Annotated in this window: 23 protein-coding genes; 10 read left to right on the top strand and 13 right to left on the bottom strand. The window is 70.8% G+C overall.

Annotated features, from left to right (window positions below; translation table 11 throughout):
* Positions 1–30 precede the first annotated feature (30 nt).
* Genes DN771_RS15970 through pucD form a run of 3 tightly spaced genes read left to right on the top strand, consistent with a single transcriptional unit; the run spans position 31 to position 3,743 of the window.
* Positions 31–906, top strand: a complete 876-nt coding sequence (locus tag DN771_RS15970; protein WP_116998541.1) for an FAD binding domain-containing protein — start codon at positions 31–33, stop codon at positions 904–906.
* Positions 907–948: 42 nt separating this feature from the next.
* The gene (locus DN771_RS15975; RefSeq protein WP_205528617.1) at positions 949–1,425 is read left to right on the top strand and encodes a (2Fe-2S)-binding protein; all 477 of its coding nucleotides are present in this window, start codon (positions 949–951) and stop codon (positions 1,423–1,425) included.
* The gene (pucD, locus tag DN771_RS15980; RefSeq protein WP_116998542.1) at positions 1,425–3,743 is read left to right on the top strand and encodes a xanthine dehydrogenase subunit D; all 2,319 of its coding nucleotides are present in this window, start codon (positions 1,425–1,427) and stop codon (positions 3,741–3,743) included. Before DN771_RS15975 ends, pucD begins: the two co-directional genes overlap by 1 nt.
* Positions 3,744–3,751: 8 nt before the next feature.
* On the opposite strand, the gene DN771_RS15985 is transcribed toward pucD, so the two are convergent.
* From DN771_RS15985 to DN771_RS16005, 5 genes are all read right to left on the bottom strand, one after another.
* Positions 3,752–4,507, bottom strand: coding sequence for a hypothetical protein (locus DN771_RS15985; RefSeq protein ID WP_116998543.1), 756 nt, complete (start codon positions 4,505–4,507; stop codon positions 3,752–3,754).
* Between the two features lie 60 nt (positions 4,508–4,567).
* Positions 4,568–5,080 carry a phosphoribosyltransferase gene (locus DN771_RS15990; protein ID WP_116998544.1) on the bottom strand — a complete coding sequence of 171 codons (513 nt, stop codon included), beginning with the start codon at positions 5,078–5,080 and terminating at the stop codon, positions 4,568–4,570.
* A gap of 35 nt (positions 5,081–5,115) precedes the next feature.
* Positions 5,116–6,024 (bottom strand): DUF559 domain-containing protein, encoded by a 909-nt coding sequence (locus DN771_RS15995; RefSeq protein ID WP_162942017.1) that lies wholly within the window; start codon positions 6,022–6,024, stop codon positions 5,116–5,118.
* Positions 6,025–6,167: 143 nt separating this feature from the next.
* Positions 6,168–7,262, bottom strand: a complete 1,095-nt coding sequence (locus DN771_RS16000) for a site-2 protease family protein (RefSeq protein WP_116998546.1) — start codon at positions 7,260–7,262, stop codon at positions 6,168–6,170.
* 72 nt (positions 7,263–7,334) lie between these two features.
* Positions 7,335–8,864 carry a phytoene desaturase family protein gene (locus DN771_RS16005; protein ID WP_205528618.1) on the bottom strand — a complete coding sequence of 510 codons (1,530 nt, stop codon included), beginning with the start codon at positions 8,862–8,864 and terminating at the stop codon, positions 7,335–7,337.
* An 84-nt stretch (positions 8,865–8,948) separates the two neighbouring features.
* Here DN771_RS16005 and DN771_RS16010 point away from each other — a divergent pair, with 84 nt between their 5' ends.
* Together DN771_RS16010 and DN771_RS16015 are read left to right on the top strand one after the other, a co-directional pair.
* Positions 8,949–9,734 carry a creatininase family protein gene (locus DN771_RS16010; protein WP_116998547.1) on the top strand — a complete coding sequence of 262 codons (786 nt, stop codon included), beginning with the start codon at positions 8,949–8,951 and terminating at the stop codon, positions 9,732–9,734.
* Positions 9,731–10,984 carry a Zn-dependent hydrolase gene (locus DN771_RS16015; protein WP_116998548.1) on the top strand — a complete coding sequence of 418 codons (1,254 nt, stop codon included), beginning with the start codon at positions 9,731–9,733 and terminating at the stop codon, positions 10,982–10,984. Before DN771_RS16010 ends, DN771_RS16015 begins: the two co-directional genes overlap by 4 nt.
* A gap of 72 nt (positions 10,985–11,056) precedes the next feature.
* On the opposite strand, the gene DN771_RS16020 is transcribed toward DN771_RS16015, so the two are convergent.
* On the bottom strand, positions 11,057–12,118 hold the full coding sequence (locus tag DN771_RS16020; protein WP_116998549.1) for an amidohydrolase family protein: 1,062 nt from the start codon (positions 12,116–12,118) through the stop codon (positions 11,057–11,059).
* A gap of 37 nt (positions 12,119–12,155) precedes the next feature.
* Between DN771_RS16020 and DN771_RS16025 the strand changes: the two genes are divergently transcribed.
* From DN771_RS16025 to DN771_RS16035, 3 genes are all read left to right on the top strand, one after another.
* Positions 12,156–13,328, top strand: coding sequence for an LLM class flavin-dependent oxidoreductase (locus DN771_RS16025; protein ID WP_227462375.1), 1,173 nt, complete (start codon positions 12,156–12,158; stop codon positions 13,326–13,328).
* Positions 13,329–13,426: 98 nt separating this feature from the next.
* Complete coding sequence (locus DN771_RS16030) at positions 13,427–13,948, top strand: hypothetical protein (RefSeq protein WP_116998551.1); 522 nt, start codon at positions 13,427–13,429, stop codon at positions 13,946–13,948.
* Positions 13,948–14,364, top strand: a complete 417-nt coding sequence (locus tag DN771_RS16035; protein ID WP_116998552.1) for a hypothetical protein — start codon at positions 13,948–13,950, stop codon at positions 14,362–14,364. The genes DN771_RS16030 and DN771_RS16035 overlap by 1 nt, the downstream gene beginning before the upstream one ends.
* Here DN771_RS16035 and DN771_RS16040 read toward each other — a convergent pair.
* Both DN771_RS16040 and DN771_RS16045 read right to left on the bottom strand, forming a co-directional pair.
* Positions 14,347–15,906: a gamma-glutamyltransferase gene (locus DN771_RS16040; RefSeq protein ID WP_116998553.1), complete on the bottom strand. Its 1,560-nt coding sequence runs from the start codon at positions 15,904–15,906 to the stop codon at positions 14,347–14,349. The two genes, DN771_RS16035 and DN771_RS16040, sit on opposite strands and share 18 nt — an antisense overlap.
* A 78-nt stretch (positions 15,907–15,984) precedes the next feature.
* Positions 15,985–16,737, bottom strand: a complete 753-nt coding sequence (locus tag DN771_RS16045; protein ID WP_420810931.1) for a glycerophosphodiester phosphodiesterase family protein — start codon at positions 16,735–16,737, stop codon at positions 15,985–15,987.
* A gap of 11 nt (positions 16,738–16,748) precedes the next feature.
* Between DN771_RS16045 and DN771_RS16050 the strand changes: the two genes are divergently transcribed.
* Positions 16,749–18,185, top strand: coding sequence for an aldehyde dehydrogenase family protein (locus tag DN771_RS16050; protein ID WP_116998554.1), 1,437 nt, complete (start codon positions 16,749–16,751; stop codon positions 18,183–18,185).
* Between the two features lie 81 nt (positions 18,186–18,266).
* Here DN771_RS16050 and DN771_RS16055 read toward each other — a convergent pair whose 3' ends face one another.
* From DN771_RS16055 to DN771_RS16065, 3 genes are read right to left on the bottom strand one after another with little or no spacing between them, the layout of a single operon-like run.
* Positions 18,267–18,680 carry a hypothetical protein gene (locus DN771_RS16055; protein ID WP_116998555.1) on the bottom strand — a complete coding sequence of 138 codons (414 nt, stop codon included), beginning with the start codon at positions 18,678–18,680 and terminating at the stop codon, positions 18,267–18,269.
* Positions 18,677–19,153, bottom strand: coding sequence for a cupredoxin domain-containing protein (locus tag DN771_RS16060; RefSeq protein ID WP_116998556.1), 477 nt, complete (start codon positions 19,151–19,153; stop codon positions 18,677–18,679). Before DN771_RS16060 ends, DN771_RS16055 begins: the two co-directional genes overlap by 4 nt.
* A gap of 54 nt (positions 19,154–19,207) precedes the next feature.
* Positions 19,208–20,761 carry an AMP-binding protein gene (locus DN771_RS16065; protein WP_116998557.1) on the bottom strand — a complete coding sequence of 518 codons (1,554 nt, stop codon included), beginning with the start codon at positions 20,759–20,761 and terminating at the stop codon, positions 19,208–19,210.
* Positions 20,762–20,932: 171 nt separating this feature from the next.
* Between DN771_RS16065 and DN771_RS16070 the strand changes: the two genes are divergently transcribed.
* On the top strand, positions 20,933–22,135 hold the full coding sequence (locus DN771_RS16070) for an acyl-CoA dehydrogenase family protein (RefSeq protein WP_116998558.1): 1,203 nt from the start codon (positions 20,933–20,935) through the stop codon (positions 22,133–22,135).
* Between the two features lie 50 nt (positions 22,136–22,185).
* Here the strand turns inward: DN771_RS16070 and DN771_RS16075 are convergent, their stop codons facing one another.
* Entirely contained in the window at positions 22,186–23,211 is a 1,026-nt protein-coding gene (locus tag DN771_RS16075) for a dihydroorotate dehydrogenase-like protein (protein ID WP_116998559.1), read from the bottom strand.
* A gap of 1 nt (position 23,212) precedes the next feature.
* A complete protein-coding gene (gene nifJ, locus DN771_RS16080) occupies positions 23,213–26,794 on the bottom strand; it encodes a pyruvate:ferredoxin (flavodoxin) oxidoreductase (RefSeq protein ID WP_116998612.1) in 3,582 nt (1,193 codons plus the stop codon).
* Between the last annotated feature and the right edge of the window lie 99 nt (positions 26,795–26,893).

Raw genomic sequence — 26,893 nt, forward strand, 5'->3', positions numbered from 1 at the left:
GTGGTGGCGCGAGCGGTACGGTGACCGGCCATGCCAGTGGTCGTTCCCCGCACCGTCGCCGAGGCGGTCGCAGCCCTGACCGACCGGCCCGAGGCCACCCTGCTCGCCGGCGGTACGGATCTGATGGTCGAGGTCAACGAGACGCATCGACGTGTCGATCCCGGCGAGACGGTCATCGCCCTCAACCGGGTCGCCGAACTGCGCACCTGGACGCTCGACCGGGCTGCCCACACGCTGCGCATCGGCGCCGGCGTGACCTATCGCGAGCTGGAAGCGGAGCCACTCGCCGGCATCGTGCCGGCGCTGGGCCAGGCGGCGCGCACGGTCGGGTCACCGCAGATCCGCAACGCGGCCACGATCGGCGGCAACGTGGCGACGTGCTCCCCGGCGGGAGACGGGCTGCCGGTGCTCGCCGCCGTCGAGGCAGACGTCGAGCTCACCGGGCTGGAGGGGGTCCGCTCGCTGCCGATCACCGACTTCATGGTGGGTGTGAAGCGCACCGCCCTCGCACCCGGTGAGCTGATCACGGCGATCACCGTGCCGTTGCTCGACGGCTGGCAGGGCTACGCCAAGGTCGGCGTTCGCAACGCCATGGTCATCTCGATCGCCGGGGCGTGCCTCGCGGTCCACCGCCCGGCCCGGTCGGTGCGTGTCGCCCTGGGGTCGGTCGGCCCGACCATCCTGCGGGCGAGCGATGCCGAGCGGTTCGCCGCCGACGCCGTCGATTGGGAGAGCGGAACGGTTGACGTGGCGGTGGTCGAGGAGTTCGGCCGGCGCGCGGCGGCGGCCGCCCGGCCGATCGACGACCACCGGTCGTCGGCCGTCTATCGCCGCCACGCGGTCGAGGTGCTGGCGAAGCGACTGCTCGTGCGGGCCTTCCCGGCGACGGCGGAGGTGGCAGCGTGAACGTCGGTGTCAGCGGTGGGCCACGAGGGCAGGGCCTCTGACGTGAGCGAGCAGTACCGACTGCAGGTCAACGGCACCGAGCACGAGGTGGCCGACGCCTGGCTCGGCGAGAACCTCCTGTACGTGCTGCGTGAGCGACTCGGGCTGTACGGCTCGAAGGGCGCGTGTGAGCAGGGAGAGTGCGGATCCTGCAGCGTCCTCGTCGGTGGCGAGCTGGTGTGCTCGTGCCTGGTCCTGGCGGCGAGCGCCGTCGATCAACCGATTGTCACGATCGAGGGGATCGGGGAGGCCGACGGATTGAGCGACGTGCAGCAGGCGTTCGTCGAGGCCGGAGCGGTGCAGTGCGGCTTCTGCACTCCCGGACTCGTGATGGCCGCTCATCAGCTGCTCGAGACGACGCCCGAACCCACCGATCTGGAGGTTCGTGAGGCGCTGTCGGGCAACATCTGCCGCTGCACCGGCTACGGCCGCATCCTCGACGCCGTCCAGCGCGTCGCCGTCTCCCGGAGCGCCGGCTGATGACCGACGTCCTGGTACGCGGCGTCGAGTCCGGGGCGCGCATCGGCGACTCGCCGATCCGCCCCGACGGGCGAGCCAAGGTGGAGGGGTCCTTCGCCTTCTCGTCCGACCTGCCCTTCGAGAATGCCGTGTGGGGCGCAACGCTGCGGTCACCACACCCCTACGCCCGCATCGTGTCGATCGACACTGCGCCGGCCCTGGCGATCCCTGGCGTCCATGCCGTGCTCACCGCGGTCGACGTGCCGGGCAAGCTGACCTACGGGCTCGTCACGGCGGACCAGCCGGTCCTCGCCGATGGCGTGGTCCGCTACGTCGGCGAGCCGGTGGCGATCGTCGCCGCCGACCATCCCGAGACCGGTCGTCGGGCCATCGCCGCCATCGCCGTCGAGTACGAGGTGCTGACGCCACTGATCGATGCGGAGGCGGCGATCTCCGGAGCCCGCGACCCGATCCACCCCGACGGCAACGTGTTGCGGTCGCAGCGCATCATCCATGGTGATCCGACGGCCACCGGCGACGTGGTGGTGGAAGCCACCTACGAGCTCGGCATGCAGGACCAGGCGTTCCTCGGGCTCGAGGCGGCGCTCGCCGTCCCCGACCACGACGGCGCCGGTGTGGAGCTGCACATCGCCACGCAGTGGCTGCACGAGGATCGCCACCAGATCGCCGCCTGCCTCGGCCTGCCCGACGACAAGGTGCGTCTCGTCCTCGGCGGCGTCGGCGGCGCGTTCGGTGGGCGCGAGGACATCAGCCTCCAGGTGCACACCTGCCTCCTCGCGCTCCATCTCGGTCGGCCGGTCCGCATGCAGTACTCGCGTGCCGAGAGCTTCGTCGGACACGTGCACCGGCACCCCGCCACGATCTGGATGCGCCACCACGCCACCCGCGACGGTGAGCTGGTGAAGGTGGAGGCCCGCTTCCTGCTCGACGGGGGTGCCTACGCGTCAACGTCGTCGGCGGTCCTGTTGAACGCGATCACCCACACCCAGGGCCCGTACCGCTGCCCGAATGCCGTCGTCGAGGGCTTCGCTGCGCGGACCAATCACCTGCCGTGCGGCGCGATGCGCGGCTTCGGCGTGGTACAGGCCTGCTTCGCCCACGAGGGACAGATGGACCGCCTCGCCGCGGCATGCGGTCTCGACCCGCTGGAGATCCGGCGGCGCAACGCGATGGTCACGGGCGATCGGCTCATCACCGGCCAGATCGTCGAGAGCGTGGCGCCGGTGCGGCGCTGCATCGACGAGATGGACGCCCTGCCGATGCCCGAGCCGCCCGGCGCCGGCGCCGGCGATGCGCTCGATCGGCCCGGCGGGGCCGGGCTCACCGCAGACGCGTCGCACGTGCACCGCGGGGTGGGCTGGGCGGTGTCGATCAAGAACCTGATGTACTCGGAGGGCTTCGACGACTACTCGACGGCCCGCTGCCGTCTGGCGGTCACCGACGGGGTCCCCGTGGCGACGCTCAAGTTCGCCACCTCGGAGGTCGGCCAGGGGTTCGTCACCATCGCCGGGCAGATCGCCCGCACGATCCTCGGCGTCGACGAGGTCGTCCTCGACCGCATCGACACGGGTGTCGGATCGGCCGGGTCGACATCTGCGTCACGCCAGACGTGGATGAGCGGCGGTGCCGTCGAGGCAGCGTGCCGGGCGGTGCGCGAGGAGCTGTTCCAGCGGGTGGGGGAGCAGCACGGCATCGATCCCCTGCGGCTCGTCATCGAGGGGTCCGAGGTCGTCGACTCGATGGGCTCGCTGCGGGTGCCGGTGGCCGACGCCATCGGCGATGCATCCTTCGACCGGACCGTCGAGTACCACCATCGGCCGACGGAGGAGCTCGACGAGAACGGCCAGGGTGATTGCCACACGGCGTTCGCCTTCGCCGCGCACCGCGCCGTCGTCGACGTGGACACCGACCTCGGCCTGGTGAAGGTGGTGCAGGTGGCCACGGCTCAGGACGTCGGCCGGGCGCTGAACCCCCTGTCGGTCACCGGTCAGATCGAAGGCGGCATCGCCCAAGGGCTCGGGCTGGCCGTGATGGAGGAGATCATCCAGATCGACGGGCGGATCCGCAACGCCAGCTTCACCGACTACCTGTTGCCGACGGCGCTGGACATGCCTCCGGTCGTCGCCGCCCTCGTCGAGGAGCCCGATCCGCAGGCGCCGCTCGGCGCCAAGGGGGTCGGTGAGCCGCCGTGCATCTCGGTCACCCCCGCCATCGCGGCGGCCATCCGCGACGCCCTGCGTCAGGCCGACGGCGACAACCGGCGGGCCGATCGCATCAACCGCGTCCCGGTACGTCCCAGCGACATCGTCGGCCTCTGACCGCGACGTCAGCCGGTGGTGGCAGGCACAGACGCGCTCTCGAACACCGTCGTCCAGGCGAGGTACTCCGTGTGCCACGGGGCCAGCTCGTCGTCCGACCAGCCGTCGCCGCCGTGGAACTCGCGCTGGAGCTGTGACGGGTACCCCGTTGCCGCTTCGTAGTCGGCCAGCGGCATCGTGTGGTTGTCCTCGCAATACCAGCCGGTGACCGAGCAGTCGCCGTTCGCCGCCTCGGCGTCGGCGACGAGTTCCTCGCTGTGCGTGAACAGCACGTGCCGCACGAGCGGTGACGGCTCGCACTCGAGCACACCGTCGTCCATCACGGGGTCGTCCACGATGAATCCCCATGCCCGGCCGCCGAAGTCCTCGCCCTGGCACAACAGTTTGGCGGCGAGCCCACCACCGTTTGAGTAACCGACGACGAGGACGGGTCCGCAGTCCCGCTCGTCGAGGTATCCGGTGAGGAACTCGACGATGGCCTGGTACTCCTCGTCGCCTGTCTCGGGGTCGACCGCGTAGTCGTGGGGACCGTCGTACTCCCAGAACGCTCCGGCGGGGCTGCTCGGCCAGAGCTTCCAGTAGCCGCCCTGGTCCTCCTCAGCGGCGTCCGCTTGCCCGTTGCCCCCTGCCCAGTGGAGATGGAGCGAGCACCACTTGCCCTCGGTGACGGGTGCGACCGATTCGCCGGGCTCCGGCACGGTGCTGGCGCCGGCGAGGTGGCCACCGGCCAGATGACCCCCGGCGATGACGGCAATGGCCGCCACGAGCCGGCTCTTCGATCGTCCTGCTGCACCCTTCACGGCATCAACTCACTGACGTCCGGCTCAGACGAAGTCCTTGACGGCGCCTTCGCGCCTGCCCACCGGATCCTTGTCGCTCCACGGGAAGTTGATCCACAGATCGGTGCGCTTCCACACGTAGTCGCACTTCACGACGGAATGGGACTTCTCGTAGAGGACGGCGGTGCGCACCTCGGCGACCTTACCCTCGCAGAACTGCTCGACGCTGCGCAGGGTGTGACCAGTGTCGGCCACGTCGTCGGCGATGAGGATCCGGGCATCGCCGAGATCGACGAAGTCGGGGGCGGGCGGCAGGATGCGCGGCACCTCCAGACGCTCGTCGACGCCGGTGTAGAACTCGACGTTCATCGTGTAGACGTTCTTGACCGCCAGCGCGTAGCCAAGGGCCCCACCGATGAGCAGGCCGCCCCGGGCGATCGACAGGATCATGTCGGGGTCGTATCCGTCGTCGGCCACCATCTGGGCGACTTCCCGGGAGGCCACCCCGAAGTCGGCCCACGACATGATCTCGCGCTGGGGCGCCGGTGCGTCGGTCATGGGATCGAAGCTAACTGATGAATGCCCCGACCACGTCAAGCCACCGACCCGATCGCCGACCGCAGTCGACCGAGCACCCAGTAGGGCCGATCACGCACGTCGTTGTAGGTGAACACGATCACGCGGTAGCCCGCCAGCGTGAGGACCGTCCGCCGTTCCTCGTCGTGTTGGCGCTGCTGCCGCGAGCTGTGGGTGGCGTGCCCCTCCAGCTCGATCACGAGCCCGCCCGGGAACGACGCATCGAGGCGGGCTGCGAACTCGCCGCCCGCGCGTACTACGACCCGCATCTCCGGTCGCGGGAGCCCACCGGTTCGGACGATCGCCAGGAACCAACGCTCGAGCCGGCTCTCGCCTCCGCTGTCCAACAGCGCCTCGCGTACCGCGGCGCGGCCCGATCCCGGTCGTACCGCCGCCAGGACCCGCTCGCGCAGGTGCGGCTCGTACAGCTTCTTGCGGCGGATGCCGGAGTCGATCGCGTTCTCGAGCTCGGACGCGGTGAAGTCGAAGCGCGGCGACTCGAGCACGAGCCGCTCGGCCGAGAGACAGCGCACTCCCTTGACCGTGACTGCGTCGTTGCCTCCGAAGGGCCTCGATGTGGTCCTGACCACGTACGGGAGCCGCGCGCCGCGGTGCTCCCGGCGGAGCAGCACCTCGGGGCGTGGTGGCGGTTGGAACCCGTCCAGCCCGTGGAGCCACGCCGCCGTCCGCCCCGCGACGTAGCCCAGCCCGGAGACATCGGCAGCGGCGCACCAAGCCACCTGCGCGGCGCCACGAGGTGCTCCCGCGACGACGTACGAGCGGGGTCCGATCGGGATGAGCAGCTCCCGGCGAACCAACTTGGCTCGGAGGCTCGGACTGACCCCGAGCGACGCGAGCTCCGCCGTGCTGATCGCTCCGTGGTGCCGACCCGCGCTGGCCGCGACGGTGTTGAACAAGCTCGCCATGGCCCGAGTCTGACGATGGGGTGTCACGCGCGTTTGCCGGTCGGGCATTCGGTCCGCGGAGCGGTCCGGGGCGGACCGTGGTGCGGACCGAATGGTGTCGTGCGGCGGAACGAACGGCGGAGTGTCCGGGCCGCGCGGTCGAATCAGTAGTTGGGGGCGGGGGACTCGACGAGGCTGCGGATGCGCTCGCGGACCACCTTCGGGGGCACGACGCCGAGCAGGCGGCCCTGCTTCCACACGGTGATCACCGGCCGCAGCGGATTGACGGCGGGGAGCACGCTGGCGAGGTCGTCGTCGATGTCGGCTCGTGGCACCCGGTCGAGCGGCGCCATCAGCTGCGTCAGCATCGTCCACGGGCGGGCCTCGCTGGGGACGGCCCACATCTCGTCCTCGAGCACGATGCCGTCGAGCGTGCCGCGGGCGCCGCGCACCGCCACGACGCCGGCCTCACCGAGTCGTGTCCGCTGCCAGAGCATCGAGTCGACGTCCATGTCGGGGCCGACTTCGGCGAGACCGAACCACGTGAACTGGTTGACCTTCGCCGGGCCGAGCCGCTCGCCCACGATGGCGGCCATCGCCTCGACCCGTGCACTGACGATGATGAACAGGCCGCTGGCGACGAGCCAGACGCCGGAGCGGCCGTTGAGCATGAACGAAACGCCGAGGGCGACGAGGCCCCAGCCGACGATGTTGCCGAGGATCGCCGCTTCGCGCATCGCCCGGTAGCGCTGACCATGCTGGGCCCACCGGATCGCCCGGAAGATCCGGCCGCCGTCGAGCGGCGAACCGGGCAGGACGTTGAACGCGGCGAGGGCGAGGTTGACGGCGGCGAACCAGGCCACGGAGACGACGACGTCCTCGTCGGCGACGGCCCGGTCGAGGAGCCACGCGGCGAGCGCGGCCAGGCCGCCGACGATGCCGTTGCTGAGCGGCCCGGCGGCGGCGATCCAGCCGTCGGCGCGCGGGGTCGCCGGGTCCTTGTCGAGGCGGGCGAGGCCACCGAGACCCCACAGCTCGATCGACGACGTGGAGATCCCGAAACGCCGTGACATCAGGGCGTGGGCGAACTCGTGCAGCAGGATGGCGCCGAAGAAGCTGACCACGCCGATGACGGCGAGCACGGCGCCGAGGTCCTCGACGAGGAACAGCGCGAGCAGCCCGGCGATGACGAACGCGGTCCAGTGGATCCGCACGGTCGTGCCGAGGAACCGGCCGACGGAGAGTGAGCCGCGCAGCATCGTGATCTGTCCCCAAGTCTACCGAGGCGCCGGGCCGACCCAGGCTTCGCCCCGCGGCCGGCGGCGATCGTGTCAGCCGGTGGTGCCGAGGACGACGGTGGCGCAGTTGCGGCCGCTCGCACCCCAGATGCCGGCGCCCGGGAACGTGGCCGCACCGGTGATGAAGAGGCCGGGAACGGCGGTCTGATAGCGGGTCAGTTCGGGGTCCGGGTTGCGCAACGCGGCCAGCGGACCGCCGGCGAAGCTGGTGGCGTGACCGCGCGGCAGGTTGAAGTCGCGCTCGTACACCTCCGGGGTCATCACCCGGTACTCCTCGATCGAACCCAGCAGGTCGTTCTCGCACAGGCTGTCGACGAGCTCGAGCCACCGGCGCGGCTCGCTCGACGCCGCCCAACCGCCGGGATGGGCGTACGGGGTGAGGAGGATCTCGATCGACAGCACGTGCCGTCCGGGCGGGGCGATCGTCGGGTCGAGCAGCGACGGCACGTTGACGAAGAGCGCCGGCCGATCGATCACGGTGCCGGCCCCCAGCTGACGGTGGGCGGCATCCATCTCGGCGATCGTCGGGGCGATCGTGTGAGTCGACGACAGCGGATGCTCGCTGCCGCGCAGCGTCGGCGGTGCCGAGATGACGGCGTCGATCTTGGACTCGTAGCCGTCCTCGGCGCGATGGCCGGACCAGCGCTTGATCAGCGAGTCGGCGCCGGCGGGTGCGTGGGACAACCATTCGACGAAGGTGCGGCGCGGGTCGGCCGCCGACACGACGACCGGCGCGGTGATCTCGGTGCCGTCGTCGAGCCGCACCCCGATGACCCGGTTGCCGTCGCACAGGATCGCCGCCACGCGAGCACCGGTGCGGACGGTGCCGCCGTGGTGCTCGACGCTGGCCCGGAGGGCGGCGGGCACCATGCCGCTGCCGCCGACGGGGCGGCCCACCCGGGCGACGTGTCGCATGGCATACCCGAGTGCACCGAGGCCTGTGCCCGGTAGTTCGGGGCTGATGCCCCACACCATCGGGCCGCTGGCCATGGCGACGGCGGTGAGCGCGTCGTGCCGGAAGTACGAGCGGATCACGTCGGCGGCGCTGCGCCGGCTCCAAGCCCAGACCGTCGGGATTCCGGCGAAGAGCTTCCGCAGCGCGAGGCGGGTCAGACCGGCCAGCGTGGGGGGTTCGGCGGCAGCAGCGAGGATCGCCGCGGCGGCCGGCATCGCCCGCTTGGCGAATCGGCGGTAGCCGTCGACCTCGCCGGGATGGGTGCGGGCGAGTCCGCCGAGCGTCGCGTCGAGCGAGTGCCAGTGCGCCCAGGCCGGCCCCTCGGGTTCGGTCCACGACATGCCGACACCACCGGGTTCGATGTCGTCGTAGCGCAACCCGAACTGCTCGAGGCCGAGGTCCTGCATCACCGGCGTCGTGCGGAACGTGATATGGTCGCAGTTGCAGATGTTCACGGTGGCCCCTGCAAAGCCCTCGCTTCCGGCGGTGCCGCCGACCTGGTCGCGCGCCTCGAGCACCAGGGTCCGGCGCCCGGCCTTCGCCAGGTACGCCGCGGTCACCAGCCCGTTGTGGCCGCCTCCGACCACGATCGCATCGACATCCGTCACGGGAGCCATCATGGCCTCGCTCGACCCGGTCCGCTGCCGTGCGTGGCCGTGACGTTCGCCCGCACCGAGCTCTAGCGTGGACTCGTGACCAGTCGCCGGCTCGACCATCTCCGCGCCCCGCAGATCGCCACCGCCCTCGGGCCCGGCAGCACCGTCGTCCTGCCGCTCGGCGCCATCGAGCAGCACGGTCCACACCTGCCGCTCACCACCGACCTGCTGATCGCCGAGGCCGTCGCCACGGCGGCGGTCGAGCGGGTGGGGGAGGAGCTCGACGTCTGGCTGCTCCCTGGGCTGGCCTACACGAAGTCCAACGAGCACGCCTGGGCGCCCGGGTCGATCTGGCTCTCGCCGACCACGATGCTCGCCGTCCTCGACGACATCGGTCGCAGCCTCGCCCTCACGCCGGCCAAGCGTCTCGTCTTCCTCAACGGGCACGGCGGCAACTCGGCCCTCGCCGGTGTGGCCAACCGCGAGCTGCGCCTGCATCACGGACTGATGACCTTTCTCACCCACCCGGGTGTGCCGCCGGACCAGGGTGGGCTCTCCGCCGAGCACGAGTACGGCATGGGCGTGCACGCCGGTCACGACGAGACCTCGATCATGCTGCACCTCGCGCCCGAGCTGGTCGACATGTCGGCGGCCCGCCGCAGCATCCCCGAGCACCTCGCCGGGAACCGCTACGTGCGCTTCGGCGGCACGGTGTCGTTCGGCTGGGTGTCCAAGGACTTCGCCGACGACGGCGTGATCGGCGACCCGACCGGCGCCGACGCCGAGCACGGCAAGGTGTTGTTCGCGGCGGCCGTCGACGCCTTCTCCGCCGCCCTCGCCGAGATCGCCGCGTTCACGCACCGACCGGCCGCCCGCCCGTGAGTCGCGACGACCTGCGCATCGACGGACAGCGGCTCTGGAACCGCATCGTCGCCCTGGGTGAGGTCGGAGCGATCACCGGTCCGAACGGGGAACTGGGCTGCGCCCGGTTGGCCCTCACCGACGCCGACCGGGAGGGCCGCGACCTCGTCGTCGGTTGGATGCGCGACCTCGGGTTACAGGTGTCCATCGACGCCATCGGCAACGTCGTCGCCACGAGGGCGGGTACCGACCCGACCGCCGCAGCCGTGATGACCGGCTCGCACATCGACACCGTGGCGACCGGCGGACGGTTCGATGGCAACCTCGGCGTGCTCGCCGGGCTCGAGGTGATCGAGACGCTCGAACAGCACGGCATCGCCACTCGCCGGCCGATCTCGGTCGCCTTCTTCACGGACGAGGAGGGGGCCCGCTTCGCCCCCGACATGCTCGGAAGTCTCGTGTACGTCGGTGGCATGGCGGTCGAAGAAGCCCTCGACGTGCGGGCGGCCGACGACGGGGCGCGCCTGGGCGATGAGCTCGACCGCATCGGATACGTCGGGCCCACGCCGTGTCCCACCGCCGCGGCGCCGGCAGCGTACGTCGAGCTCCACATCGAGCAGGGACCGATCCTCGAGGACGAGGGCGTGACGATCGGCGTGGTCGAGGGTGTGCAGGGCATCTCGTGGACCGAGCTCACCATCGACGGGCGGTCGGCCCATGCGGGCACGACGCCGATGCGACTGCGCCGCGATCCGCTCTACGTCGCCGCCGAGATCACCACGTTCGTGCGCCGGCTGACCGCCGAGGTGGGCGGCAACCAGGTGGCCACGGTCGGCCGGCTCGACGTGCGCCCGAACCTGGTCAACGTCGTGCCGTCGACCGTGACCATGAATGTCGATCTGCGAAACACCGACGAGTCCGCGCTGCAGGAAGCCGAGCGCCGGCTGGCGGACGAGGTCGCTCGCCTCGAAGCGGCCGAGCAGGTGACGATCGGGCGCCGGTCGCTCGCCCGCTTCGAGCCGGTGCAGTTCGACCCGGCAACCGTCGACCTCGTCGAGGAGACGGCCCGGCGGCTCGGTCACACGACACGTCGGCTGCCGAGCGGCGCCGGACACGACGCCCAGATGCTCGCCCGCGTGTGCCCGACGGCGATGATCTTCACCCCGAGCGTGAACGGCCTCTCGCACAACATCGCCGAGTACACCGACCCCGCCGACGTCACGGCCGGGGCGAACGTGCTCCTCCAGACAGTGCTCCGCCTCAGCGAGTGAGGCCGCGTGAGGCGCTGATCGTCCCGGACACCGCGACGATCTCGACCTCGAGCGACGTGTCGTGGCTCGCGCTCACACGCGCAGGCCGGGGCCGCCGAAGGCGATCGCCTCTCGAACCGACGCGGCGTCGACCGTCAGCACGTCGTCGTCAGCGAGTGTCACGCCGATCACGTCGGCGGCGACCGTGGAGACCGACGCCCACGCGTCGTCGGGCAGCAGGTGCCCGACGAGGATCATCAGCGCGGCCGTCTCGAACGGGGACACGCGCCCGAGGGGATTGAACGGGTCCTGCACGTTGTCGGCTCCGGCGGCCACCGGGACGCCTGCCTCACGCAACGCGCGCACGGCGGTGAGGCCCCGCGGCATCCCCGACTGGTGACCGCGCCCCTGGAGGAACAGGTTCGTCGCGGGCAGGGCGACCACGCCGATGCCCGCCTCGGCGACCTGCTCGGCGACGTGGCGCTGCTCGATCTCCGGTCGCATGCCGAGGCTGACGCAGTGGCTGGCGGTGACGGGTCGGTCGAAGCCGCTGGCGAGAACGTAGGCGGCCAGCTCGGCGAGGCCGTCCGACGTCGGATCCAGCGTCTCGTCCGTGTGCAGGTCGACGCCCCGCCCGTGGTCCTCGGCGATCGACATCAGCGTGTGGGTGGCCACGAGAGTCCCGTCGTCCTCGAGGTGCGGACAACCGCCGACGAGATCGGCGCCGGCGGCGAGGGCGTCGACGAGCAGGGCCCGGGCGTCGGCGCCCGCGGTCCCCGTCACCGGGTGACCGGCGAGCGCGACGATCTGGATCTCGATCAGGCCTTCGACGCGGCGGCGGACCTCGGCGAGCGCCTCGACGCTCGTCAGCCCGTTGTTCACGGTGACGTCGGCGTGGGTTCGCACCGCCCGGTAGCCGTTGGCGGCCATCAGGCGGGCCGCCCGCTCGGCTCGCTCGATCGTCTCGTGCACGTTCAGCCGGTCGCGAGCGGCGATCATCGCCTCGATCGCCCCGAACAGGTCGCCGGTCTCGTTCGTGACGACATCGGCGAGGAACGCCTTGTCGAGGTGGGCGTGCGGCTCGACCGCCGCCGGCAGCGTCAGCGACCGCTGGCCCGATGTGGTGAGAGACCCGTCACAGCGCGGCTCGTTCATGCGACCCGAAGGTACCGGCGGAGGTACGTTGCGAAGGGTGAAAGTCGGTGCGTTCTTCTTCGGCGGGGTCGAGATGCCGGATGCCGGTGCCGGTCCGCCCAACCCGATGGACCGCCGCTACGACAACGCCGAGGTCTGGCGGGCCACCGAGCAGTACCTGGCGGCCGCCCAGGTGGCCGATCGGCTCGGCTACGACTCGTTCTGGACGACCGAGCACCACTTCCAGTACGAGGGCTACGAGGTGATCCCCAACGGCATCCTGCTGTCCACGTGGATCGCCGCTCACACCGAGCGGGTGCGCCTCGGCACGATGTTCAACGTCGTGCCGCAGTGGAACCCGCTCCGCCTCGCCGAGGACTTCGCCACGCTCCACAACCTGTCGGGCGGCCGGGCCATCCTCGGTGTCGGCCGCGGCACCGTGCCGCGTGAGGTGCTCCACCTCAACGACAAGCACGTGTCGATCGGGTCGCACGACAATCCCGAACAGCAGGCCGACGACGCGCACAACCGTGAGGTGTTCGAGGAGTCGATGGAGATCATCCGGCTGGCCCTGGCCAACGAGTCGTTCTCGTTCGTCGGCAAGCACTTCGAGCTGCCGGTCGCCGGTATTCCCGATCGTGGCTCCACCGTGCAACATCTGTCGCTCGTGCCTCGGCCCATCCACCCCTACGAGATCTGGCAGGCCGTCACGAGTCCGCCCACGCTCGACTACGTTCCGGTCGTCGGTCACGGCGCGGTGTTCTGGAACCAGCACTACAGCTTCATCAAGCGGTTCTGGGACACCTACGGCGAGCGCTATGCCGCCGCTCACGACGGCGCCGAACTGGCCCCGAGCGACAAGCGCATGCTGGTCATCTCCGTTCGTGTCGAGGACACCCACGAGGAGGCGGTGCGCACGGCGACGCCAGGCCACGACGAGTTCTGGAAGTTCCTCGGCCCCTACGGCTGGAGCCGCGGCTACCGCGGTCCCGACGGCAAGCCAGCGCCGGCCGGGCTGATCCCGACGCTCGAAGAGTCGATCGAGCAGAAGACGATCCTCCTCGGCACGCCGGCCGACGTGGCCGAGGGTGTGCAGTTCTATCGCGACCTGCTCGGCGTGGAGCACCTGACGATCTTCCCGCACCTCATCGGCGACCCGTACGCCAAGGCCGAAGAACAGATGACGCGCTTCATGACGGAAGTCCTCCCTCTGCTCGACACCCCGAACTAGCGTGACGACGGTCTCGTCATACCGCCACTGACGGTTGACGCCTGCCGCACGACTCGTGCGGTCAGCGCCAACGGAGACGCCAGCAGAGAGAGGTAGACATGTCCGACGACACCAACGCGCAGGGAACGCCGCCCACCGAGCCGTCCTGGAGCGCGCCGCCCGCGAGCAGCACGCCGCCCCCGCCTCCACCCGACGCCACCGGTGCGCTCCCGTCGCCGTCCGGCAAGGCCAGCGGCGGAGGCGTCAGGCTGTCGGTCGACAACCCCGTCGCGCTGGCGCTCGGCATCCTGGCCGTCGTCGGCGTCGTGCTCGGCCTCGTGCTGAGCGCCGACACCGCCGGCGGCAGCGTGAGCTTCTGGGACCAGATGGGTTGGACGTGGGCGGTACTCGGCATCGTGGCCGCCGTCGCCACGCTGCTTCCGGTCGTCGGGACGGCTCTCGGTCTGTCGCGCACCCAGGTCGTCAGCATCGTCACCGTCGCCGCCGGTGTGCTCGGGTTGTGGTGGGTGCTGTTCATCCTCCCGTTCATCAATTCCAACCGGGCTTTCCTCGCCACACTGGGCGTGCTCGCCGCGGCCGGTGCGGCGTGGGTGAGCCGGTCGGGCGCCGACGAGTCCTGATGGCCGGCCTCCCCGCCGACGCCGCAATGCGTGGCACCGCACGCACGGCGCTGCGTGCTGCCACCGCGTCTCCGGCGCTGCTCGGCACCGTCCTCGCCGGCCTGAGCCTTGGCATCGACTGGTATCGGCCGCCGGATTGGAACGTGCCGGGTCGGGCGCTCGACGCCCGAGTGTTCATCGTGGGTGCCATCGTCCTCGGCGTCGTGGCGACGCTTGGGCGACGACACGCCCGGCTCGCCGCCACGGCCGCCGCCGGATCGATGCTCGTGGCGTTCGGTCTCGCCGTCCGCCAGATGTCCCTGTCGCTCGTGTCGCCGACGGCGCTCGTGGTGGTCGCCGCCACGGTTGCGGCCTTCGCCGTCGCCCGCGGCGCGGCGGGTCGTTCGGCGCCGGCGCCGTCAGATCGCAGCGGCTGAACCCACGCGTGCGCGCGGGTCGGCGGCCGCGCTGAACCCGCCGCCGGGCTCCACGGCGATCACGTGGGCGTGGCCGAACGCGCTGTCGAACGCGGGAACGGTCACGACCTCGTGACCGACCTCCGCGAGTCCGGCGGCCCAGCTGTCGGGGGCGCCGCTCTCGATCGCCACCTCCGGCGGCCGCGCCGCCATCCACGTGTCGAACCCGGTCACGCGGCCGCGCACCGTCCAACGGGCGGCGGCGACGGCAGCGGCGGGTGACTGGCCGTGGTGAAACAGGCGGGCCGCCAACTGGGCGACGATCTGGGGCTGGGCGTCACCTCCCATCGTGCCGAGCACGGCGGCGAGCTGGCCGCCGCGCAGGGCGAGCGCCGGCGACAGCGTGTGCGGCGGCCGCCGGCCGGGTGCCAGCTCGGCCGGGTGCCCCTCGACGAGTGAGAAGCCGAGGCCCCGGTTGTGGAGGTTGATGCCGGTCGTCGGCTCGACGATCCACGAGCCGAACCCGGAGGCGTTCGACTGGATCAGACTGACCGCGAGACCGCTGCTGTCGGCGGTGCACAGGTAGGTGGTGTCGCCGTCGGCCCCGGCGGTCGCCAGGTCGGAGGCCCGACCACGGTCGATCTCGCCGGCTCGGGCCAGCGCCGCGGCCACCAGTGCATCGCCGTCGGCGCCCTCGTGGAGGACGGCCGGCCGGTCCTTCGAGGCCGCCTTCGTCGCCTCGATCATCACGTGGGCCCACTCGCTGGATTCGGGGTCGTCGGGCAGTCCGAGGGTGTCGCAGAGGGCGGCGACGGCGAGCGTGAGGTAGCCCTGCGAGTTCGGCGGGATCGTGCAGAGCTCGACGCCGAACGCCTCGGCCCGCAGCACGTCGACCCAGTCGGCGGCGCTGTCGATCACGTCGGCGTCCCTGAACAACCCGCCTCCGAGAGCCACGAGGCCTTCGCCGAACGCACCGTCGTAGAACGCCTCCCGGCCGCCGCGGGCGATCGCTTGGAGCGTGAAGGCGACGCCGGGCCGGCGGACGAGTGCCCCCGGTGCGGTCGCCTGGTCGACGAGCTCGACGAGCTGGGCTCGACCCTCCTCGTCGAGCGCGCTGAGCGAGCCGACGAGCAGCGGGCTGGCGGGGAAGCCGCCAGCGGCGAGGGCGATCGCCGGAGCGAGCAACTCGTCGAGGGGGAGCGTGGCGAAGCGCTCGTGCAGTGCACTCCACCCGTTGACACAACCCGGCACGGTGACCGTGCGGATGTCGTGGCGCAGCGGCATCTCGGTCATTCCTTCGGATCGCATGGCGGCAGCCGATGCCCCCGAGCCCGCTCGGCCGCTGGCGTTGAGGCCGACGACCTCGCCGCCGGGCGAGTGCACCACGGCGAACAGGTCGCCGCCCAGCCCGCAGAGGTGGGGGCCGACCACGGCCATGGCTGCGTTGGCGGCAATCGCCGCGTCGACGGCGTTGCCGCCCTTGGCGTAGATCGTCATCGCCGCCTGGGTGGCCAGCTGATCGGCGGTCGCGGCGGCGGCACGTCGGCCGCGCACGAGAGGCATCGGAACCGGTCGGGGAGTCACCGCCCGACCATACCGAGACGGCGGGCCCCGCGTCCCAACGCCCCTAGTGGCCTGCCACTAGTCGACCCAGGCATCGCGGGCGACGAGAACATCACGCAGCACGCCGGGGGCGTCGGTCATGATCCCGTCGACACCAAGGTCCAAGAGGCGGTGCATCTCGTCGGCGTCGTCGATCGTCCACACGTGCACGGCGAGCCCACGGCGCCGGGCCCTGGCGAGGAACCGCGGCGTGACCACCTCCACCCGCCCCCGGCGGACCGGGACCTGGGCGCACTGCCCACCGATGCTGGCGCCGGTGGCCCACAGTGTGCCCAGTTCGCCGCGGGCCGCCGAGGTGCACAGGCGGGCCCCCCCGAGGCGGCGGATGCGACGGATCCGGCGGTCGCCGAACGCCGCGACGCACACCCGGTCGAAGGCGTCGTGGGCCAGGATCGCTGCCAGCAACGGCTCGACGGCGGCATCGGCCTTGCAGTCGACGTTGATGCGTGCATCCGGCCACTCCTCGAGAACCTCGTGGAACGTCGGGATGGGCTCCGACCCGCCGACACGGGCGTCGGCGAGGCCGGCCCATGGAGTCTCGGCGATGCGCTCGGGTCGGCCGCAGGTCCGTTGCAGGTCGCTGTCGTGAAACGCCAGCAGCACGCCGTCGGCGGTGAGTTGCACGTCCGTCTCGAGGTAGCGATACCCCAGCTCGACGGCGTGGCGGAAGGACCGCATCGTGTTCTCGGGGTTGTCGTTGGATCCGCCGCGGTGGGCGAAGGCGATCGGACCGGGCCAATCGAGATACGGATGCGTCGTCGCCATCGTCATAGTCTCACCACATGACAGCTGACGGTGATGTACGGGCGCTGCCCATCGCCGGCGAGCGGTACGTGGGGGACGATTGCACCGTCGTCACGTCACCGTTCGACGGCCACGAGATCGGTCGCATCCCGCTGTGCTCGGCGGGCGACGTCGACCGCGCCGTGGCCAGCGCCAAGGCCGCCCTCCACGCCGGTGCTCTGCCGCGCTGGAAGCGGGCGACGGTGCTGGACACGGCGGCCCGCCTCCTCGCCGAGCGGGAGGAAGAGTTCGCCCAGATCATCGCGGCCGAGGCGGCCAAGCCGATCCGTACCGCTCGGGCCGAGGCTCAGCGCGCCGTCGGGACGTTCCAGTTCGCCGCCGCCGAAGCGCGCACGTTCGACGGCGAGATGGTGCCGCTCGACGCGATTCCCGCCGGCGAGGGCAAGGTCGGGTTCGCCATGCGGGTCCCCATCGGCGTGGTCGGGGCGATCTCGCCGTTCAACTTCCCGCTCAACCTCGTCGCCCACAAGCTGGCCCCGGCCATCGCCGCCGGCTGCCCGGTCGTGCTGAAGCCGGCGACGCAGACGCCGTTCAGCGCCATCGCCCTCGCCGAGCTGCTCATCGACGAGTGCGGGCTGCCCGCCGAGTGGCTCCACGTCGTCACCGGCAGCGGCGGCACGGTCGGCACTGCGATCGTGGAACATCCCGACATCGCCCTCATCACGTTCACCGGCTCGCCCGAGGTGGGCTGGGGCATCCGGGCCACCGCACCACGCAAGCGGGTGGGCCTCGAGCTCGGCAACAACGCCCCGGTCATCATCGAGGCGAACAGCGACTGGAAGGCGGCGGCGTCGAAGATCCGCCTGGCCGGTTACGCCCACGCCGGGCAGAGCTGCATCTCCACGCAGCGCGTCCTCGTGCACCGGTCGATCGCCGCCGAGTTCACCAGCGCCCTGGTCGACGAGGTGTCCACGCTCGTCGTGGGTGACCCCGCCGACGAGGCCACCGAGGTCTCGGCGCTGATCTCGCCGGGGGAGCGCGATCGCGTGAAGTCGTGGGTCGACGAGGCCATCACCCAGGGCGCGACGCTGGCGACCGGCGGACATCTCGACGACAACGGGGTGCTCGTGCCGACGGTGCTCACCGACGTGCGACCCGAGATGAACGTGTGCGCGCTCGAGGTGTTCGGCCCCGTCGTCACCGTGGCCTCCTACGACACGCTCGACGAGGCGATCGCCATCGCCAACGACACGCGCTACGGCCTGCAGGCGGCGATCTTCACCCACGACATCAGCGCGGCCATGCGGGCCTTCCAGGCGCTCGACTTCGGTGGCGTGCTCGTCAACGAAGTGCCCACGTGGCGAGCCGACCAGCAGCCCTACGGCGGTCTGCGCGACAGCGGCAACACCCGCGAGGGACCGCGCTACTCGATCCGGGAGATGACCGAGATCCGCATGGTCGTCCTCGGCGCCTGACCCGGGCCGCACCTGAGAACGGGAGGGTATCTACCTCACCGAAGCGTCGGGTATTTGCCCTCCGGTCAGGACGGGGCGGGCTCACCAGTCGGGGCGGTCGTGGTACGTGGGGGCCGGCGAGGAGTCGTTGCGTTCCAGCACCAGCAGCGCCAGCAGGACCGCGGCCGCGGCCAGCTCGAACACCAGGGCGAGGGCCGCTTCGGGGGACGGGTTCCATCCGTACTCCCGGAAGTCGAAGATGCCGTCATTGGCGCGGCTGAGCCCGAAGGCGAGCAGCGTGCCGTTGACCAACCCGAGGGCGGCGAGGGGCACCAGCCGGTGGCGCCACACGACGAGAGCGACGGCGATCGCCGCCGACCCGACGGCGTTGAGCAGGAAGGCCGGGCCGATCTTGTCGATGTCCTTGTACCCGTCGCTCCACAGACGGAAGTGGATGATGCCGCCGGCGAGCACGAGTGCGGCGGCGACGATTCGGATCACCAGATTGCGCATCATCCCTCCACGACGATCGTGCCGGTCATCTGGGGATGGAAGCCGCAGATGTACGGGTAGACGCCGGCGGCGTCGAACGTGAACGTGAACGTGTCGCCGTCGGCCATCGTCGGCGACAGCACGCTGCCGTCCTCGGAGATGATGCTGTGGTTCACACCGTCGCGGTTCACCCAGGTCACCGTGGTGCCCCGCGGGACGGTGATCTCGGCCGGCGAGAAGGCGAACCCGGAGATCTCGATCTCCACGGCTTGGGCCGCCGGCGCCGCGGTGGTCGCCCCTCCCGCCGTCGTGGCTCCGCCGGCGGCGGTGGTGGCGGTGGTGGTGGTGGTGGGCGACGCAGCGGCAACGGTGGTGGAGGGGGCGGCGACGACCGGCGGCGCCGGCAACTCGTCGGTCACGGCCCGGGCCACGGCGAACGCCCCGACGGCCACGGTGACTGCGGCAGCGGCGCCGATGATCGAGGTCCAGCGATCCATGGCCCCCTCTTCGTTGGTGAGCCCGCCGCGGTTCGCGGTCGGGGTGTGGTGGCGTCAGATGGAGCGGCCGGCGGCCGCCCAGTACTCGTCCTTGAGCAGGCGCTTGTAGAGCTTGCCGGTCGGGTGGCGGGGAAGTTCCTCGCGGAAGTCCACCGAGCGCGGGCACTTGACGTCGGCGAGCTGGCTGCGGGTGAAGGTGATCAGCTCGGCGGCGAGGGCGGCGGCGGCCTCCTCGTCGGCGGGCATCTCCACCGGTTGGACGACGGCCTTGACCTCCTCGCCGAAGTCCTCGTTGGGGACTCCGAAGACGGCCACGTCGACCACCTTCGGGTGCGTGACCAGGACGTTCTCCGCCTCCTGGGGATAGATGTTCACCCCGCCGGAGATGATCATGTACGCCTTGCGGTCGGTGAGGAACAAGAACCCGTCGGGGTCGAGGTAGCCGACGTCGCCGAGCGTGGTCCAGCCCTCCGGGTGGCGCGACTTCTTCGTCTTCTCCGGGTCGTTGTGGTACTCGAACGTGGCGCCGAAGCCCTCGAAGTAGATCGTCCCGCTCTCGCCCTGGGGGACCTCGTGGAGGTCCTCGTCGCAGATGTGGATCGTGCAGCCGATCGGCAGGCCGACGGTGCCCGGATGGGCGAGCCATTGCTCGGAGTTGCAGTAGACGAACCCGTTGCCCTCGGTCCCGGCGTAGTACTCGTGGATCACCGGCCCGAACCACTCGATCATCTGCTGCTTGACGGGGACCGGGCAGGGGGCGGCGGCGTGGATCACCGACTTCAGCGAGGACACGTCGTAGCGCGAGCGGACCTCTTCGGGCAGCTTGAGCATGCGGATGAACATCGTGGGGACGACCTGCGAGATCGTGATCGCGTGACGTTCCACGAGCCGCAGGTAGTCCTCGGCGTCGAAGCGGTCCATCACCACCACCGTGCCTCCGGAAACGTGGGTGCCCATCATGAAGCGCAGCGGTGCCGCGTGGTACTGGGGCGCCGGGGACAGGTAGGTGTCGTCGGGGGTCATGCCGAACAGCAGCTGGAGCATGGCCGCGACGCCGTGCGGCGCTGTCTCCAATGGCTCGGACTTCAACGTCAGGGCCACGCCCTTGGGCTGGCCGGTGGTGCCCGACGAATAGAGCATGTCGGTGCCGGCGATGCGCCCTTCGAGCGGTGCGGGATCCTGCGCGGCCACGGCGTCCTCGTAGGAGGCGTAGCCGTCGATCACGCCGTCGAGCATCAACCGGGTCGTGACCGCCGGGATCTCGTCGGCGATCTCGCGCGCCTGGTCGGCCTTGTACTGCGACGTGATGAAGACCTTGGCCCCGCAGTCGTTGATGATGTAGGCCAGCTCCGAGCTGGTCAGACGCGAGGAGATGGCCGTGTAGATCGCCCCGGCGTAGTGGCAGCCCCACAGGATCTCCAGGTAGCGGGGATGGTTCTCGAGGCACAGCGCCACGTGGTCGCCGGGCTGGACGCCGGCCGAGCGGAGCAGGCGCGACAGGCGATTCGCCGCGGCGTCGAGCTCGGCGTAGGTGGTGACCTCCCCGGTGGGTGCCCAGATCACGGCGGGCTTGTCGGGCGTGGTCGCAGCGTGAGCTCCGGGGAACATGGGCGTGAAGGTATCGCACGGATTTCGGCCAGCTCGGTTCGGACGCCGGACGGCGGCGCCAGTACGGTTTCGGGCCGTAGAAGCACGCAGCCCCCGCTGTGGCGAAACCTGACCCGGAGGGGTCGGACATCAGCCCGCCCCGAGGAGGGACGGGGATGAGATGGAGTTCCGATGACTGTCACCGACGAGCCGCGCACCGAAGAACAGCAGGTTGCCGACCTGGTCGACGACTTGCTGGCATCGTTCCCGCCCAAGCAGACGGACCCCGAGACGTTCCTCGGCGAGCAGTTCGACCGGGGCCTGGCGTGGGTGCACTTCCCGGTCGGCCACGGCGGTCTCGACCTCAGCCCGAAGCACCAGAAGTTCATCAACGAGCGGCTCAGCGCCGCCGGGGCGCCGAATTCGGCGCACCGCAATCCGATCGGCCACGGCATGTGCGGTCCGACGGTCGTCGTGTGGGGGAGCGAGGAGCAGAAGTCCCGGTACCTGCGTCCCCTGTTCACCGGTGAAGAGGTCTGGTGCCAGCTGTTCTCCGAGCCCGGTTCGGGCTCCGACTTCGCCGGCCTCGCGGCCAAGGGGGTGCGTGACGGCGACGAGTGGATCGCCAACGGCCAGAAGGTCTGGACGACGCTCGCCCACATCGCCCGTTGGGGGCTCCTCGTGGTGCGCACCGACCCCGAAGCCGTCAAGCACGCAGGACTCACCGCGTTCGTCGTCGACATGCAGGCCCCGGGCGTCGAGGTGCGCCCGCTCCGCCAGATGACTGGCGACGCCGAGTTCAACGAGGTCTACTTCACCGACGTCCGCATCCCCGACAAGGAGATGCTCGGGCGGCCCGGCGACGGGTGGCGGGTGTCGCTCACCACGCTGATGAACGAGCGGGTCTCGATCGGCGGCACCATTCCGCCCAGAGGCTCAGGGGTGATCGCCCAGCTCGTGAAGGTGTGGAACAGCCTGCCCGAGTCCGAGCGCACGGCCGTCGCTCGCGACGAGGTGATGAGGCTCTGGTCTCGCGCCGAGGTCCTGCGCCTCACCAACATCCGCGCCAGCGCGGCCCGCAAGAAGGGCGACCCCGGTCCCGAGGGTTCGATCTCGAAGGCCGCCTCGGCGATCCTCAACCAGGACGTCCTGTCCTACGCGGTCGACCTGTCGGGCGCCAACGGGATGCTGTACGGCGACTACACGATGCACGCGCCGCGGTACGCCAGCGACTCCAACTCGCTGCAGCAGGCGTTCCTGCGCAGCCGGGCCAACACGATCGAGGGCGGCACCACCGAGGTGATGTACAACATCCTCGGCGAGCGCGTGCTCGGCCTGCCCGGCGACGTGCGCGTCGACCGCGACGTGCCCTGGAGCCAGGTGCCACGGAACTGACGCCGTCGACCGTGTGACCTCACGGTTGGTGCCTGACACCAACCGTGAGGTCAGACCGGCGCTTCGCTTCGGCCGAGGAACCGGCTGGTGTAGGTGGACAGCGTGCCGATGTAGTTGGCCCGCTCGTAGGCGGCGGGGTCCGGCGTGGCGTCACGCCGCATCGCGCCGCGCATCTGGGACACCGACTCGTAGTCGTGCTCGGCCATCCACGTGACGAGGTCGTCCTCGATGCGGGCGAGATGACCGGTGCCGTTGCGCAACACGGACGAGGTCGTCATCGCCACGTCGGCACCGGCCAGGAGGAGCTTGGCGACGTCCTCGCCGGCGTGCACCCCGGTCGACCCGGCGACCGAGATGTGGAGCTGGTCGCGGACGATGGCGATCCAGCGCAGTGGTAGGCGCAGCTCGCCGGGATTGCTCAGCGCCAGCCGGGGCACGACCTCGAGGGTCTCGATGTCGATGTCGGGGAGGTAGAAGCGGTTGAACATGACGACGCCGGCCGCGCCCGCTTCCTGCAGGGCGACGACGAAGTTGGCGACGCTGGTGTAGAAGGGCGAGATCTTCACCGCGACGGGAACCTGCACCTCGCCGGTCACGTCGGCGACGAGCTCGAGCTGTTCCGACTCCAGCCTCGCTCCCGAGATCGCCGGGTCGGCGGCGATGGCGTAGAGGTTGAGCTCGATCGCCGATGCCCCGGCGTCCTCGAGCAGGCGGGCGTAGCGCACCCACCCGCCGGGGTTGGTGCCGTTGAGGCTGGCGATCACCGGGACGTCGATCCGCGCCCGCGATGCCTCGATGTGGGACAGGTAGACGTCGACGGGGTTGCCGACACCGTGGAGCTCGGGAAAGAACGAGGTGGCCTCGGCGAAGCTGTCGGCGTGATCGGCGAAGAGCCGGTCGAGCTCCGTGGCGTCGTGCTCGATCTCCTCCTCGAAGAGGGACGGCAGGACGACGGCGGCCGCCCCGGCATCGACCAGCTCGGCGAGCCGGTCGAGGTCGCGGGTGAACGGGCCCGACGAGGCCACGATCGGCGACCGCAGCGGCATGCCGAGGTACTCGGTGCGAAGGTCGGTCATGTCAGGGTTCCTTCCGTGTTGGCGGTGTGCCCGAGCCCGGCGCGGTGCGGTGAACCCGGGCGAGCTGCTCGTAGTAGCGGCGTCGTTCGTCGATGTCTCCTTGGGCCAGCGAGAGCAGGTGGTCCGATCGCTCCGGATCGGTGCGGGCGAGCATGGCGAAGCGGGCTTCGGCGAGGGCGAAGTCGCGCAGCGGGATCGACGGTGCCGCCGAGTCGAGCTGGAACGGTTCGACCTGTTCGTCGGCAGCCGGCCGGAACCGGTAGAGCGGCCAGTACCCGCTGCGCACGGCGTCGCGCTGGTGGGCCATCGACGTCGCCATGTCGATGCCGTGGGCGATGCAGGTGGAGTAGGCGATGATCAGCGACGGCCCGTCCCAGGCGTCGGCCTCCAGCAGCGCCTTGACGGTCTGCACGTCGCTTCCGCCGAGGGCCACCTGGGCGACGTAGACGTTGCCGTAGCTCCGGGCGATGGCGCCGAGATCCTTCTTGCCGCTGGGCTTGCCGGCCGTGGCGAACTTGGCGACGGCGCCGCGCGGGGTGGCCTTCGATGCCTGACCGCCCGTGTTGGAGTAGACCTCGGTGTCGAGCACGAGCACGTTGACGTTGCGCCCGCTGGCGAGCACGTGATCGAGACCGCCGAAGCCGATGTCGTAGGCCCAACCGTCGCCACCGACCAGCCACACGCTCGATCGCACCAGTTCGGCGGCGATCACGCGCAGGCGAGCGACCCGCGGGTCGCGACGGTCGTCGCCTGCGGCGAGCTCGTCGAGGCGCTCGATCAGCGTGGCCAGGCGGCGGCGCTGGGCGATGACTCCGGCCTCGTCGGACTGCTCGGTCGCCAGCATCTCGCCGGCGAGCTCGGGCCCGATGGCACCCGCCAGTTCCGTCAACAACCTGCGTGCTTCGCGTTGGTGGTGCTCCACGCCGAGACGGATGCCGAGGCCGAACTCGGCGTTGTCCTCGAACAGTGAGTTGGCCCACGCCGGGCCGAGCCCTTCGGAGTTGGCCGCCCACGGTGTCGTCGGCAGGTTTCCGCCGTAGATCGACGAGCAGCCGGTGGCGTTGGCGACCACGAGGCGGTCACCGAACAGTTGCGTGAGGAGCTTGAGGTACGGCGTCTCGCCGCAACCCGCACACGCCCCGGAGAACTCGAACAGCGGCTCGAGGAGCTGTGACGTCTTCACTGAGTCGGGGGCGACGGCTGCGCGATCGAGCTCGGGGATGCTCGTGAAGAAGTCCCAACGCTCGCGCTCGACGTCGGCGTGCTCGGCATACGGTGCCATGTTGATCGCCTTGCGCTTGACCTCCGACTTGTCCTTGGCCGGGCACACCTCGACGCAGATGGAACAGCCGGTGCAGTCGTCGGGGGAGACCTGGATCGTCATCAGGCGGCCCGGAAGGTCCCGGGAGCGGAAGGACTTCGACAAGAAGCCGTCGGGCGCGCGGGCGAGATCATCGGGCTCGTAGGCCTTCATCCGGATCACGGCGTGCGGGCAGACGATGGCGCACTTGCCGCAATCGATGCACAGATCGGGCTCCCACACCGGGATCAGCTCGGCCAGCTTGCGCTTCTCCCACGCGGCGCTGCCGACGGGGAACGTGCCGTCGACGGGCAGCGCCGACACCGGCAGCAGGTCGCCTTCGCCGGCGAGGATCCGTGCGGTCACCCGTTGGACGAAGTCGGGCGCATCCGCGGCCACGGCCGGCGAGCGTCGCGGGCCCTCTCCGGCGGAGTCCGGGACGGTGACCTCGGCCAGCTCGGACAGGGCCCGCTCGACGGCTGCGACGTTGCGTTCGACGACGACGGCGCCGCGACGGCCATAGGTGGTGGCGATCGAATCCTTGATCGCGGCGATCGCCTCGTCCCGTGGCAGGACGTCGACGAGGGCGAAGAAGCACGGCTGCATGACGGTGTTGATCCGCCCGGGCATGCCGAGCTCGCGGGCGATGCGGGCGGCGTCGATGACGAACAGCTTGAGTCCCTTGTCGACGATCTGCGTGCGGACCGTGTCGGGCAGATGCGCCCACACGTCGCCGGGACCGTAGGGGGCGTTGAGCAGGAGCGTCGCCCCCGGCTTGGCCACGCCGACCACGTCGACCCGATCGAGGAGGACGAACTGGTGGCACGCGACGAAGTCGGCCTGGTCGATGAGGTAGGTCGAGCGGATCGGCCGGTCGCCGAACCGCAGGTGGGAGACCGTCATCGAACCGGACTTCTTCGAGTCGTACACGAAGTAGCCCTGGGCGTAGCGGCCGCCCTGCGAGCTGATGATGTCGACCGACGCCTTGTTGGCGCCGACCGTGCCGTCGCTGCCGAGGGCGTAGAACACCGCTGTCGTGGCCCCGTCGTCGATGCGGAACTCCCGGTCGTACGAGAGGCTCGATCCGCTGACGTCGTCGACGATGCCGATCGTGAAGCGACGCTTCGGAGCGTCGGCGACGAGCTCGTCGAACACCGCCTTGGCCATCGCCGGCGTGAACTCCTTCGACCCCAGTCCGTAGCGCCCGCCGATCACGCGCGGCAGGGCCGGACGCTCGCTGTCGGCGAGGGCGGTGACGACGTCCTGAAGCAGGGGCTCGCCGACCGAGCCGGGCTCCTTCGTCCGATCGAGGACGGCGATCGACCGCACCGCAGCGGGGAGGCTGGCCAGGAACGCGTCGACCGGGAAGGGCCGGAACAGCCGGACCGTCAGCAGCCCGACCCGCTCACCGGCGGCGACGAGGCGCTCGACCGTCTCACCGACGGCGCCGGCGCCGGATCCCATCACGACCACCACGCGTTCGGCATCGGGCGCGCCCTGGTAGTCGACGAGGTGGTACTGCCGGCCGGTTCGGGCCGCCAGCTCGTCGAACACCGTGGCGACGACGCCGGGGACCGCGGCATGGAACGGCGACGCCGCCTCGCGCGCCTGGAAGAACACGTCGGGGTTCTGCGCAGTCCCACGCAGGACCGGAGCGCTCGGGCGCAGCCGGCGGCCCTTGTGCTCGACGATGCGGTCCTCGCCGACGAGGGCGAGCAGGTCGTCGTCGCCGAGCAGCTCGACGCGGTTCACCTCGTGCGAGGTCCGGAAGCCGTCGAAGAAGTGGAGGAACGGCACACGCGTGCGCAGCGTCGCGGCGTGGGCGACGAGGGCGAAGTCGTGGGCCTCCTGGACCGAGCTGGCGCAGAGCATCGCCCATCCGGTCGTGCGGGCGGCCATCACGTCGCTGTGATCGCCGAAGATCGACAGGGCGTGGGTGGCGACGGCCCTGGCCGCGACGTGAATCACCGACGGGGTCAGCTCGCCGGCGATCTTGAACATGTTGGGCAGCATGAGCAGCAGTCCCTGCGACGCCGTGAACGTCGTCGCAAGGGTTCCGGCCTGCAGCGCACCGTGAAGGGCGCCGGCTGCGCCGGCCTCGGACTGCATCTCGACGATCTCGGGGACGCTGCCCCAGACGTTGGCGCGACCAGCGGCGGCCCACTCGTCGGCATGTTCGCCCATCGGCGAACTGGGGGTGATCGGATAGATGGCCGCGACCTCGGAGAGGGCGTAGCCGACGAGCGCGGCGGCGTGGTTGCCGTCCATACACGCGTTGGACATATCGTCATCCTCTCCCCACGGGCCATCGGGGCCAATGGACCAAGGTCCCGGCGGGCGGCACCTTTCGGACCTAAGTCCCTGGCGTCGCCGGGCAAGCGA

It is taken from the genome of Desertimonas flava, from assembly GCF_003426815.1.
Taxonomy (GTDB): domain Bacteria; phylum Actinomycetota; class Acidimicrobiia; order Acidimicrobiales; family Ilumatobacteraceae; genus Desertimonas; species Desertimonas flava.